Source organism: uncultured Brachyspira sp. (assembly GCF_944390845.1).
Taxonomy (GTDB): Bacteria; Spirochaetota; Brachyspiria; order Brachyspirales; family Brachyspiraceae; genus Brachyspira; species Brachyspira pulli.
The window spans coordinates 1-13,199 of sequence record NZ_CALXRM010000022.1; the positions used below are offsets into that span (position 1 = coordinate 1).

Sequence of the window (13,199 nt, forward strand, 5' to 3'; positions counted from 1 at the left end):
TGACGAAGTCCGCAGAGCGTGTGCGGCGGGAAAAAGTTGACTAAAAAAATGACAAAGTTAAAAATTTTTGGTATATATAAGTTAAATGTTAAATAAATTTATAGAAATGTATTTATATTTAAAAATATTTTTTTATTAATTGGTCATAGAAACCATTTGTCATAATCACATCTAATCCATAATTGATTTTTTCCAGCAGCTTAGTATCTTCTTTTCTTATACCATAGCCGTAATCAGTTTTAGGAAAAGTTACTCCCGGTATTGATTTCAATGTATCATCAAGTTTAAGATAATTAATGATTGTACTTTCATCTAGTACAGCACCATCTATTTTTTCTACTTTTAATGATAATAATACACTTCCTGTGGAATCAAATCCAACAACATTTACTCCTTCAATTGCTGATACAAGATCATCTGAAATTGTTCCTGATATTACTCCTATATTTTTTCCTTTTAAATCTTCTATTGCTGCAATGTCTGTATTATCTTTATTCACCATAAGAGTCTGACCTGAACTATAATACTTTTTTGAGAAATTAAAAAGTTTTTTTCTTTCCTCCGTAATGCTTATTCCAGCTGATATGATATCTAATTGTTTATCTAATAAACCAGGTATAAGGTCTATAAAGTCCTTTTGTACAAATTCCAATTTTAAATCTGATATTCTAGCTATTTCATTTAACATATCATAGTCAAATCCGCCTATATCACCGTTAGGCATATGGTATAGAAAAGGATAATCATAAACATATCCTCCTACAGTGACAGTTTCTTTTTCATTGGAATCATCATTATTTGGTATATTTGTTTCTGGAGATTCTTGTTCTTTATTATCGTTATTAGAAGTATTACCGCAGGAAGTAAAATATATAAAAGCAAATAGTATAAAAACAATAATTTTTTTCATCTGTGTAAAAATGCATATCTTACTTTTAATATATATAAAAAATAATAATAAATATCTAAAAAAAAGCAAGCAATTATTTTAGAATAAAATTAAAATAAATTTGTATCAAAATATTTGCTAAGAAGACCATCATAAAAACCATTAGTCATAATCTGATTTAATGACTCATTAATTGTATTCAGTAAAGCATAATTTCCCTTTGAAACAGCTATACCATAATCTTCTTGAGGATAATCAAGACCATCTAACAGTCTAATATTATCATCATATTTAAGATAATAATCGCAGGTAACTTTATCAAACATAGTGGCATCTAATTTATCAACTTTTAATGAAAGCAAAGCACTGCCGCAATTATCAAATCTTTTTACTATAATATCCTTATTAGTTGAAATAATTGTATCTGAAATAGTGCCTCTTATAACTCCAAGGGTTTTCCCTTTAAGGTCATTAAATGTTTTTAAATTGCTGCTTTTTTTTATTAATATTGCTTGTGTTGAAGTATAATATTTTTCTGAGAAATCAATTACTTTTTTCCTATCTTCAGTAATTGTCATTCCTGCTATTGCCGCATCTATTTGATTTTCCTGTAATAAAGGAATAAGATTCTCAAACTGCATAGGCATAAATTTTATTGTTAAGTCAGACAGTCTTGCTACTTCACTTATTAAATCATAATCGAATCCATTAATAGTATTATTACTTAAATAACTAAAAGGATAATCATAAACATAAATGCCGACTTTTATTTGATTATTTGTTAGTATTGTATTTGTTTCAGTATATTTTATTTCTTCCGATTTTTCAGAATCATCATTATATGAACTTTTACAGGCTATGAACAGTAATATTATTAATATAGTTATTAGGTGTAATAATTTCATTTTCTTCTAAAATAAGTACTAAAAATCATGAATTAAGTGAATATTAGTTATATCATATATATATTATTAAAAAAGTCAATATTTTATACTTTACTATAAAATATTTTTATTGATAAGCTATTTGCAAAAACACACTCACTATATTATAATATATCATCAATATTTAAATATGATTTTATTATCAATTAATTTTTAAATTTTTTATATAAGGATATATTTTTATCAATGTCATACTCTGAAAAAATTAGAAATTTTTGTATCATAGCACATGTTGACCATGGAAAAAGTACTTTAGCCGACAGAATTATAGAACATACCAAAGCTGTATCAAGCAGAGAAATGAAAGATCAAATATTAGATTCTATGGATATAGAAAGGGAAAGAGGAATTACTATTAAAAGTCAGGCTGTAAAATTAACATATAAAGCTAAAGATGGAGAAGTTTATACTCTTAACTTAATAGACACTCCTGGACACGTTGACTTTAATTATGAAGTATCACGTTCTCTTGCTGCATGTGAAGGAGCTATACTTGTGGTTGATGCCGCTCAAGGAGTAGAAGCTCAAACTATTTCTAACTTTTATTTAGCTTTTGAGAATAATTTGGAAATTGTACCTGTTATAAATAAAATAGACTTACCTGCTGCAAATATAGAACTTTGTAAAGAACAAATGGAAAAAGAATTTGGGGTAAATAAAGATGATGTAGTACTTGCCAGTGCTAAAAACGACATAGGTATAGATGAAATATTAGAAGCAGTTGTAAAAATGATACCTGCCCCAAAAGATAATACAAACAAAAAAACAAGAGCTTTAATATTTGACTCTTACTATGATCCTTTCCGCGGTGCTGTTATGATAGTGAGAATATTTGACGGATCTATAAAGAAAAATGATAAATTACTTTTAATGGAAACAAAGGCAGAGTACGAAGTCGAAGAATGCGGAACTCTTTTACTTGGGCTTAAATCTGCAAATGAATTAAAAAGCGGTGAGGTAGGATATATCATAGCTGGTATTAAAAATATATCTGATATAAAAATAGGCGATACTATTACACTTGAAGATGATCCTTCTGATGAACCTTTAATAGGTTATAAAGAAGTTCTTCCAATGGTATTTGCTGGTATTTTCCCTGCCGAAGATGAAGATTACACTAATTTACAAAAGGCATTAGAAAAATTAAAACTTAATGATGCTTCTTTAGTTTATGAACCAGAACGCTCTATAGCATTAGGTTTTGGTTACAGATGCGGATTCTTGGGACTTTTGCATTTGGAAATTGTACAGGAAAGACTTGAAAGAGAATTCAATCTTAACCTTGTAATAACAAGCCCTTCAGTAGAAGTAAAATTAAAACTCACAAACGGCGAAGAAAAAATAATTGATAACCCGGCAGACTTCCCTACTGCTCAGTATATAGAAAAATGTTATGAACCTTTTATTAATGCTTTGATAATTGTACCTACTGACTATTTAGGAAACATCATTTCACTTTGTATTGACAGAAGAGGAACACAAACTTCTTTAAATTATCTAGATGATAAAAGAGCCGAAATCAAATTTGATTTGCCTTTGATTGAAGTAGTATATGATTTCTATGATAAATTAAAATCCATTTCAAGAGGATATGCTTCATTCGACTATGACTTTTCAGATTTCAGAGAAAGCCAAATAGAAAAAATAGATATACTCGTACATGGCGAAGTTGTAGATGCTTTATCATTTATGGCACATAGAAGTAATGCAGAAACTAGAGGAAGACAAATAATAGAAAAATTAAAATATCTTATTCCAAAACATATGTTCCAAATACCTTTACAGGCTGCAATAGGCGGACGTATCATAGCCCGTGAAAATATTAGTGCATTAAGGAAGAATGTTACAGCTAAATGTTACGGCGGTGATATCACAAGAAAAAGAAAATTATTAGAGAAGCAGAAAGAAGGTAAAAAAAGAATGAAAGCCATTGGAAGCGTAGAAATACCACAAGATGCATTCATAAGTGTATTGAAAACTGATGACAATAATAAATAATTTGATAAATACAAAAGGAATATGTATTGCAAAATATATATTCCTTTTATTTTATAAAAAACAGTATTATATAAAATATATGCAATACTATACTTATTCAATATAAAAAGTACATATATGTTTTTATATGGTTCCAGTTTTTAGCTGCTTTTTATACATACATTTTTTGATTCTGAATTTTTATTTAAAAATTATCATAAGCATATTTAGTATTTAATTTGTTATATAAACAACATATTCTGTAAAAATTAATATCATTATTAACAATATCATAGAAAACACATCTATATAAAAATACAATATTTTTTAATAGAATTTATAAAAATAGGATATATTTTTTATAAAGGAATTTTTTATCCTTCCGAAAATTAACATAATAGTAATAAATAAAATTAGGAAGTAAATTATGGTAAATGGATTAGGTAATTTATTATCTTTTGTTGATACTAATGTTTCATCTAACAATAATGCTTACAACTTAAACAATTATAGTTATGATGATTCTTTCGCTAATATGTTAAATAAAACACAATCTGAAGAAATTTATTCAGCTCCTTCAAGTGTTTCAAACAAAATAGAAAGACATACCTCTTCAGATAATAATAATCAAATAGAAACTAATTACAACGAGTACAACAATTATGATGATTATAATGAATATGATGCTTCTAATTCTACAATAGAAGAAAAATTATCATCAAAAGAAAATGAAGTAAAAAAGACTGATAGTAATTCAAATAATGCTGAAGAAAAAAACGCTGTTAATGATTCAGAAGAAGAAGAAAAAGCTGTAAAAGATGAAACTAAAGTTGCTTCCGAGAATGATGAAAAAAAGGCAGAAGAAAAATCTGATAAATTAAATGGTAATAACGAAGAAAAATTAGCTTTAACAAAAGAAAAAGCTAAACTTGTTTTACAAAATGCTTCTGCTAATAATGAAAAAACATCTGAAGTAAAAGAATTGAATAATAAAGAAGCTTCAGTAACTAGAACAGATAAAAAAGAAAATACTAAAAATTCTGAAGAAATAGAAAAAATTAAAAAACAAATAGAATCTTTGAATTTAGATGAATTAGATGAAGAAGATAAAAAAGAATTAGAAGATTTAATAGAATCATTAGAAACTTTAAAAGCTATGATAGATGGTGACAATAACATCGAAGAAGAAAAAGAAGTTTCTATTGAAGATATTAAAGATGATGTTGAAGTTAAAGAAACTGATTCTGTAGATAATAAAGAAATAAAAATAGTTTCTAATAAAGACAATGAAAAAAATATAGAAACAAAAGATATCAATGTTGAAGAAACTGCTGTACAAACTGATAATACAATTATGGCAGATGCTAATATTGATATGAATAATGTTGAAAACAAATATGCTGATAAAGATACAGATGTAAAAAACAACAATAATAACAATGCTGTAAACAATACAATATCAGATGACAAAGGTGCAGAATTAACAATTATCAATATGAAAGATTCTGCTGAAGGTGCTAATTTGAAAGGATACAATCATTATAATAACAATGTATCAAAAACTCATAACAGCACTAATCTTACAGATAATATGATAAAATTCCAAGACTTAATGGGTAAGCTTGTAGAAAAAGCACAAGTAGCTGTAAGCAATGGTAAAAGCGAAGTATTAATGAGTCTTAATCCTGAATACTTAGGAAAAGTAAGATTAAAAATAAGTATGGACGGAGATAATTTAATTGGAAAGATATTTGTAGATAATGCCGATGTTAAAGATATATTTACTAAGAATTTAGATACTGTAATATCTTCATTAAATGAAATAGGTATTAACATAGAAGGCTTTGATGTAATGCTTAGACAAGATATGACTAATGACGGCGGATTTGGTGAAGAATTAGAAAATGCAGGAAACAGACTTGCTTTTGAAAATGATAACAATGTTGAAGAAGTAAAAGCAGATATAAAAACCTACATAGTACCAGAAAGAAAATTAAATTTACTTATATAAGTAATTCTCGAAGCAGCAGAGAAAACAACTTTAAGGAGATAAATAAATGATTTCAGCAGATGCATTAAAAATGTCAGATAAAGAAATAAAAATCTTAAAACAGGAAGTTGGTGCTTTCAATTTACAGCATAATTTCCAGAGAGATCCTACTCAAAATTCTTTGGGTAAAGATGCCTTCTTGAAATTACTTACTGTACAAATGAGCCATCAGGATCCTTTGTCACCAATGGACAACAGAGATATGATTGCACAATTAGCACAATTCTCATCAGTTGAACAGATGACAGAAGTTAATAAAAATCTTGATTCTATGAAAACTTTCTACTCAAGCCAAACAGGATATTCTATGCTTGGAAAGAGTGTTGAAGTTATGGACGAAGCTGGAAACAGATTCTTAGGCCCTGTTGAAATGGTTATGGAAAATGATACTGGAGTGGCACTTGCTGTTAGAACAGAAAACGGACTTATTACTGTACGTCCTGAAGATGTTATGATAGTACATTCAAGCGGTGATTTAATGGCTTCAGAAGCTGCTGCTGTTTCTCAAGTTAGACAAGCTCAAAGCGAAGATGAAGCAACAAAGATGTTCCAATCTTCTTTAGTTGATAAAGCTCAAGTTATTAGAAGACCTTCTGCTAATGATGAAAGCGGTGAGCAAGTTAATAATGAGTTCGGTGATATGAGAGCTGCTATAGAAGCTGAAATCAATGCTGCTACTAAAAGCGAAGTTTCTGAAGTAGATAATGCCAGCTTAAATAAAACAGATAAAACTGCTGGTATGATGAAAGCAGAAGAAGCATTAATGAACAGCAAAGAAGTTGGAAACAAAAGTATAAAAAAATAAGACATTTACAGAAATAAGATTGTTGATAAATTAAAGCCTATGGAATTATATTTTAATTATATTCTATAGGCTTTATTTGTTTTTTAGCTTTATTCTAAATCCCACCCTATATCTTTTAAATGTTTTCAGTTGCTTTTACTATATTTTCCTTTTAATTTCATACTGATATTTTAACCACCCACCCTAGTTATTTTTAAATTTATGATGCTTATACCGCACGCTGAATAAAATTAACAATATAACACAATCTTTAATTATAATATAATCATATAATTAAATTTAATTAACCGTGCGTTAAATAGATTTTAAATCTCAAAATCATTTGGGCGGGCGTGAACATTTCTTTTTAAACAATAAAAAAAATTAAATTAAAAATTGCAGATGAATACAATAAAGATAGAGGGCGGGCAAATGTAATGTAAGTTTAATAATAAAAAATAAATAATTTCCATTAGAGTTTAGATATTATAAAAAAGGTATTGATAAAATAAATTACCAATACCGTTTTTATGGAACATATATTATTTAATTAAAGATTTTTCTTATTATTGCTAGCGATAAACTTATTATTTATATATAAAAAAATCTCGTTTTAATATCCCTATCAGCTAAAGCTGATAGGCACTCGATTTTTTTATTTATGAATTCTAACTAGCTGACAACTTCCTTCGGCAGTTATCAGCTGCTCGTTTATCGCTGAATTTTCCACACCATATATAATAATAAGTATAAGTCCTCATTATTATTGCTAGCGATAAACTTATTATTTATATATAAAAAAATCTCGTTTTAATATCCCTATCAGCTAAAGCTGATAGGCACTCGATTTTTTTATTTATGAATTCTAACTAGCTGACAACTTCCTTCGGCAGTTATCAGCTGCTCGTTTATCGCTGAATTTTCCACACCATATATAATAATAAGTATAAGTCCTCATTATTATTGCTAGCGATAAACTTATTATTTATATATAAAAAAATCTCGTTTTAATATCCCTATCAGCTAAAGCTGATAGGCACTCGATTTTTTTATTTATGAATTCTAAATAGCCGACAACTTCCTTCGGCAGTTATCAGCTGCTCGTTTATCGCTTAATTTTCCACCCCATAAATAATAATCAGTATAAGTCCTCACCATTAGAGGCTATAACTTTTTTATACCAATCAAAAGACTTTTTCTTTGTTCGCTTTAAACTTCCTTTGCCTTCATTGTCTAAGTCTACATAAATAAAACCGTATCTCTTTTTCATTTCTCCGGAACTAGCAGAAACCAAATCAATACAGCCCCAAGTAGTATAGCCCATCAAATCAACACCGTCTATTTCAATAGCATCTTTCATTGCTTTTATATGATCTCTGTGAAAGTTTATTCTATAATCATCTATAATCTCACCATTTTCATTTATAGTATCAATGGCTCCTATTCCATTTTCTACTATAAATAAAGGCTTTCTATATCTATCATAAACTTCATTCAAAGTTATACGAAGTCCAAGAGGATCTATAGACCAACCCCAATCTGTATATTTAAGATAAGGATTTTTCACTGAAGCAAATAAATTGCCTGAAGTAACTTCTACTTGTTCATCAACATTTATACAATTAGTATTGTAATAAGAGAAAGAAACAAAATCCACAGTATTTTTCTCTAATAGTTTTAAATCTCCTTCCCATATTTCCGGCATACAATTATTTCTTTCAAGCATTTTCAAAGCATAATTAGGATATTTTCCCTGTGCCTGAACATCTACAAAAAAGTATTCTTCTCTATCTCGGCATAATGCTTCCCAAATATTTTCCGGCTTGCAGTTAAAAGGATATGTACTTCCAGCAGCAAACATACAGCCTACTTTATTATTATGATCAACTTCATGAGCTATTTTTGTAGCTAATGCACTAGCAACTAATTCATTATGTGCAGCCTGATATTTTATTTTGTTTTCATCTTCTCCATCTTCAAAATAAAGTCCTGCTCCCATAAAAGGAAGATGAAGTATCATATTTATTTCATTGAAAGTTATCCAATATTTTACAAGACCTTTATATCTATTAAATAAAGTTATGCAAAGATTTTCATAAAAGTCAATTAATTTTCTGTTTCTCCAACCGCCGTATTCTTTTATTAAATGCATAGGACAGTCAAAATGCGTAATAGTAACTAAAGGCTCTATTCCATATTTATGGCATTCTTTAAAAATATTTTCATAGAATAATAAACCTTTTTCATTAGGTGTTTTCTCATCACCATTCGGAAATATTCTGCTCCAAGCAATGGATAAACGATAAACTTTAAAACCCATCTCTCCAAAAAGTTTAATATCTTCTTTATAATGATTATACATATCAATGCCAAGTTTTGCAGGATAATAATGCTTATCATCAAAATCAAACATTTTCATTTTGCCTGATATCACTTTCAATCTATCTTCACCGCTTGGACAAACATCAACATTAGCTAGTCCTCTGCCGTCTTTATCAAAACCGCCTTCGCATTGATTGGCAGCAGTGGCACCGCCCCATAAAAAGTTTTTAGGAAAAGCCATATTTTCTACCTCCTATATTATTTAAATTTATTTTTTAAATAATTATTTTATCACTGTTAATATTGAATCTTTATAATTTATATTAACATCGCTTTCTGTTTCTAATACATCTAAATATTCATCAGTATTTACTACTATAACAGGGCTTTCTATTAAATAGCCTTCTTTTACAATAGAATCAATATCAAATTCTAGTAAAGTATCCCCAATAGAAACTTTATCTCCTTCTTTTAAATCGCTTTTAAAATACTTGCCTTCTAATTCCACAGTATTGATTCCTATATGTATCAATATTTCTATTCCGCTGTCAGATGTTAAACCTATAGCATGAAGTGTTGGAGTAACAGTAGTAACAGTTCCATTTATAGGTGATACTGCTTTTCCTTCTTCTGGTATTATTAAAGCACCTTTGCCTAAACTTTCAGATCCGAAAGCCTCATCTTTTGAATCTTTTAATTTTAATAATTTTCCTTTAAAAGGACTAGATATTATTTCTTTATTAAGCAAAGAAGATTTATTTTTATCATTTACATTTTCTTTGTTTTCTGTAACTTCTGTATTTGCTATATTTTTTTCTTTATCTTTATAAGTAAAGAAAGTTATTACAAATCCTAATAATATAGCTAGAACTGCACCTGATACTGCAACTATTATATTGCCGCTTGTACCGTCTGGATTAATCATTGCAGTAAATTCAAATATTCCAAGTCCTCCAATAATAAATTCTCTTAAATTTAAATGACCATAAAATCCTCCAACTAAAGCTCCAACAATACAGCTTATTATAAAAGGCTTTTTCATAGGAAGTGTAATACCATAAATTGCTGGTTCAGTAACTCCGAATATACTTGATATAAAGTTAGGTAATGCCATTTCTTTCAACTTCTTATCTTTAGTTTTTACAAATATAGCAAGTAAAACTCCGGCAGTTGCAAAAGTACAGCCAAAGAAAGGCATCATTATATTATCATAGCCTAATGTTACCATATTATTAATATACACAGGTATGAATCCCCAATGCATACCGAATATTACAAGTATCTGCCAAGTGCCTCCAACTATTATACCTGCTATTAATGGACTAAATCCTCTAATTGCAAATACAGTTTGAGAAATAATCATAGAGCCGAACATTGTTATAGGCCCTATAATTAAAAATCCTATAGGCAATGAAACTAAAAGTACAAGCATAGGTACTATAAAGAATTTTACTAAATCTGGTATTATCTTATTAAAGAATTTTTCACATTTAGAAGCAAAATAAACTATAAATATAACAGGTATTACTGTTGATGTATAATCCATTGATATTATAGGTATTCCTAAAATATTTATATAAACATCAGAAGCAAAAATTGTACCCTTAAACAATGTATATAAAGGTTCAGCATTATTTGATAATGTGCTTAACTGTAAAGCAGGATAACACATAGCAGCACCAATTGCTAAACCCAACATAGGTTTTAAATTAAATTTCTTAGCTGAAGTAAAACCTAAAAATAAAGGAAGAAACATAAATAATGCATCGCCTATTCCATTTAAAAGTATTGAAACTCCTGAATTATCTTTATATAAGCCCAAGGCAAGAAATAAAGCATTGAATCCTTTAAGCATTCCGCATGCAGACATAACTCCCAATATAGGCTGAAATATTCCAGACACTATATCTATAGCCCTATTAAATAAATTTCCTTTAGCCTTTTCTTCTTCTTCATTACTTGAACTTTTACTTTCTAGTCCGGCAATAGTACATACATCGGCATAAACTTCTGCCACATGATTTCCTATAACTACCTGATACTGTCCGCCGCTTTTCATCACTGTAACAACGCCTGACATATTTTTTAAGATTTCATCATTTGCTTTACTTTCATCTTTTAACTTGAATCTTAATCTTGTGATACAGTGAGTAAGAGAATTAATATTTTCTTTTCCTCCTACATTTTTAATGATTTCTTTTGCCAATGATTCGTATTTTCCCATCAGCTTATCCTCCAATATAATAAATTTTTATAATAATGAAGGTTTGGCCAACTTAATGTCACCATCCAAATATATATTAAATCCTATAAATATTTTCTATTAATAAAAAACAAATAATTTTATTCTCTCCTCTTTGCCTTCTCTATATGTATAGTTAAATATAATTTCTCCTCATCGCTTATATCATACGAATAAGAAAGTAAAATATATTCTGCTATTTTTAAAGTGCATTCATAAGCTTCTTTATATTTCATCTTCACTACTGAAAGCAAATCTTCATCTTCTTTATCATTATAAATATTTTTTTGAAACAATCTCAAAGCAAAAAATTTTAAATGAGTTATAAATCTATTATAATACAAAGATTCTTCATTGAACTTTATATTAAAATGTCTTTCTACTATCATAACTATTTTTTGTATAAGCTTTGTAATCTCTCCCATTTCTTTTATGCATCCGTAATCATCATTAGTTTGAGCATTAACTATATGAAGTGCTATAAATCCTGCCTCATAATCTGAAAGTCTTATATTGAAATCTTCTTCTATAATATCTAAAGCTTTCAAACCTATATTGTATTCATCTTTATAGAATTTTTTTATATCCCAAAGCATCATATTTTTTATATTGACATTTTCTTTAGTTCTAACTATTTCCATATATATATATGATCCATTAAAGTGATATATAAAAAATCATTTAAACTTCTTTCTGCTTTAGTTTTAGCATACGTAATAATTTTTTCTGTGGTATTTAAATATTCTGCCGGTATATCTTTTAATAATTGCTGAAGTTTGCTGTTATTATCTGAATTTTCCAATAGAAAAGTTTTATCAATTTTTCCGTCATCTATTATATCGACTACTTTTTTCCCAAAGGCTATACCTCTGCCCATAACAATTTTTTCTGTTTTGCCTTCTTCAAAAATAACAACGAAATTATTATTAAGTATCTTTCCTATTTTCATAAGGACTTCTCCTAAAATAAAAAAACCTATTTATATAAAAACAAAATATACAATACTTCCGAATTTCGTCTTTATATAAATAGGTTTAGCTTGTCTTAAAAAATTGCGGTAAAACAATCACTATCCAGTATGATATACTTATCATAAACTATATAACATTAATTGTCAAGGATTTTTTTATATTAACTTGTATAAAGCTATGATAAAACTTTTCTTTCTTTTTTAACTTTAAATAATAAAAAAATTAAATTTTAAACTGCAATTTTGACAACACAGTTTATTTAAATTTGTTATGCTTATACCGCACGGTGAATAAAATTAGCAATATAACAATCTTTTTAATTATAATTTAATCACATAATTAAAATTCATTAAACGTGCGTTAAATAGATTTTAAATTTAAAAATCATTTGGGCGGGCGTTAACATTTCTTTTTAAACAATAAAAAAGATAAAAGTAAAAATTGCAAATAAAAGCAATAAAGATATAGGGCGGGCAAATGTAATTAAACTTTAAAGCTCTATTTTAAATCCCACCCTATTTCCTTTAAATTTATCTATGTTGTTTTTACTTTATTTTCTTTTTAATTTTAAACTCTCATTTTTACACCCACCCAAGTTATTTTTAAATTTATTATGCCTATACCGCACGGTAAATAAAATTAACAATATAATAAAATTTAAAATTATAATATAATCATATAACTAAATTTCATTAACCGTGCGTTAAACAGATTTTAAATTTAAAAATCGCTTGGGAGGGCGTGAACTTTTCTTTTTAAACAATAAAAAATACAAAATCTAAAATTTAAAATAAAAGCAATAAAGATAAAGGGCGGGCAAATGTAATTAAATTTTAAAGCTTTATTCTAAATCCCACCCTATATCTTTTAAATGTTTTGCAGTTGCTCTTACTTCATTTTCTTTTTAATTTCATACTGTCATTTTAACACCCACCCAAGTTATTTTTAAATTTATTATGCCTATACCGCACGGTGAATAAAATTAACTATAAAAAATAATTATTAATTGTATTTAAATTA

General features: G+C 27.7%; 9 protein-coding genes. 3 read left to right on the forward strand and 6 right to left on the reverse strand.

Features of this window, described 5'->3' with window-relative positions; all coding sequences use genetic code 11:
* Window positions 1-118: 118 nt before the first annotated feature.
* The gene (locus tag Q0K52_RS06185; protein WP_297297570.1) at window positions 119-910 is read right to left on the reverse strand and encodes a transporter substrate-binding domain-containing protein; all 792 of its coding nucleotides are present in this window, start codon (window positions 908-910) and stop codon (window positions 119-121) included.
* A gap of 89 nt (window positions 911-999) precedes the next feature.
* On the reverse strand, window positions 1,000-1,794 hold the full coding sequence (locus Q0K52_RS06190; RefSeq protein ID WP_297297572.1) for a transporter substrate-binding domain-containing protein: 795 nt from the start codon (window positions 1,792-1,794) through the stop codon (window positions 1,000-1,002).
* Between the two features lie 225 nt (window positions 1,795-2,019).
* On the opposite strand from Q0K52_RS06190, the gene lepA reads away from it, so the two are divergent.
* The 3 genes from lepA (at window position 2,020) to Q0K52_RS06205 (ending at window position 6,665) form a co-directional block, all read left to right on the forward strand.
* On the forward strand, window positions 2,020-3,831 hold the full coding sequence (gene lepA, locus Q0K52_RS06195) for a translation elongation factor 4 (protein WP_297297574.1): 1,812 nt from the start codon (window positions 2,020-2,022) through the stop codon (window positions 3,829-3,831).
* Window positions 3,832-4,237: 406 nt separating this feature from the next.
* Window positions 4,238-5,821, forward strand: coding sequence for a flagellar hook-length control protein FliK (locus Q0K52_RS06200; protein WP_297297576.1), 1,584 nt, complete (start codon window positions 4,238-4,240; stop codon window positions 5,819-5,821).
* Between the two features lie 46 nt (window positions 5,822-5,867).
* The gene (locus tag Q0K52_RS06205) at window positions 5,868-6,665 is read left to right on the forward strand and encodes a flagellar hook capping FlgD N-terminal domain-containing protein (RefSeq protein WP_297297578.1); all 798 of its coding nucleotides are present in this window, start codon (window positions 5,868-5,870) and stop codon (window positions 6,663-6,665) included.
* Between the two features lie 1,117 nt (window positions 6,666-7,782).
* Here Q0K52_RS06205 and Q0K52_RS06210 read toward each other — a convergent pair.
* The 4 genes from Q0K52_RS06210 to Q0K52_RS06225 all read right to left on the reverse strand — a co-directional run bounded on the left by Q0K52_RS06210 (window position 7,783) and on the right by Q0K52_RS06225 (window position 12,157).
* Window positions 7,783-9,207, reverse strand: coding sequence for a 6-phospho-beta-glucosidase (locus Q0K52_RS06210; protein WP_297297580.1), 1,425 nt, complete (start codon window positions 9,205-9,207; stop codon window positions 7,783-7,785).
* Between the two features lie 42 nt (window positions 9,208-9,249).
* On the reverse strand, window positions 9,250-11,190 hold the full coding sequence (locus tag Q0K52_RS06215; protein ID WP_297297583.1) for a beta-glucoside-specific PTS transporter subunit IIABC: 1,941 nt from the start codon (window positions 11,188-11,190) through the stop codon (window positions 9,250-9,252).
* 119 nt (window positions 11,191-11,309) lie between these two features.
* The gene (locus Q0K52_RS06220; RefSeq protein ID WP_297297585.1) at window positions 11,310-11,849 is read right to left on the reverse strand and encodes a PRD domain-containing protein; all 540 of its coding nucleotides are present in this window, start codon (window positions 11,847-11,849) and stop codon (window positions 11,310-11,312) included.
* Window positions 11,840-12,157, reverse strand: coding sequence for a CAT RNA binding domain-containing protein (locus tag Q0K52_RS06225; RefSeq protein WP_297297587.1), 318 nt, complete (start codon window positions 12,155-12,157; stop codon window positions 11,840-11,842). The genes Q0K52_RS06220 and Q0K52_RS06225 overlap by 10 nt, the downstream gene beginning before the upstream one ends.
* Window positions 12,158-13,199 lie beyond the last annotated feature (1,042 nt).

Bases quoted from the DNA above. Each gene is read 5' to 3' on its own strand.
- Q0K52_RS06205 (WP_297297578.1), top strand. From the start codon at position 5,868: ATGATTTCAGCAGATGCATTAAAAATGTCAGATAAAGAAATAAAAATC.
- Q0K52_RS06225 (WP_297297587.1), bottom strand. From the start codon at position 12,157: ATGAAAATAGGAAAGATACTTAATAATAATTTCGTTGTTATTTTTGAA.
- Q0K52_RS06220 (WP_297297585.1), bottom strand. From the start codon at position 11,849: ATGGAAATAGTTAGAACTAAAGAAAATGTCAATATAAAAAATATGATG.
- Q0K52_RS06185 (WP_297297570.1), bottom strand. From the start codon at position 910: ATGAAAAAAATTATTGTTTTTATACTATTTGCTTTTATATATTTTACT.
- Q0K52_RS06190 (WP_297297572.1), bottom strand. From the start codon at position 1,794: ATGAAATTATTACACCTAATAACTATATTAATAATATTACTGTTCATA.
- Q0K52_RS06210 (WP_297297580.1), bottom strand. From the start codon at position 9,207: ATGGCTTTTCCTAAAAACTTTTTATGGGGCGGTGCCACTGCTGCCAAT.
- lepA (WP_297297574.1), top strand. From the start codon at position 2,020: ATGTCATACTCTGAAAAAATTAGAAATTTTTGTATCATAGCACATGTT.
- Q0K52_RS06200 (WP_297297576.1), top strand. From the start codon at position 4,238: ATGGTAAATGGATTAGGTAATTTATTATCTTTTGTTGATACTAATGTT.
- Q0K52_RS06215 (WP_297297583.1), bottom strand. From the start codon at position 11,190: ATGGGAAAATACGAATCATTGGCAAAAGAAATCATTAAAAATGTAGGA.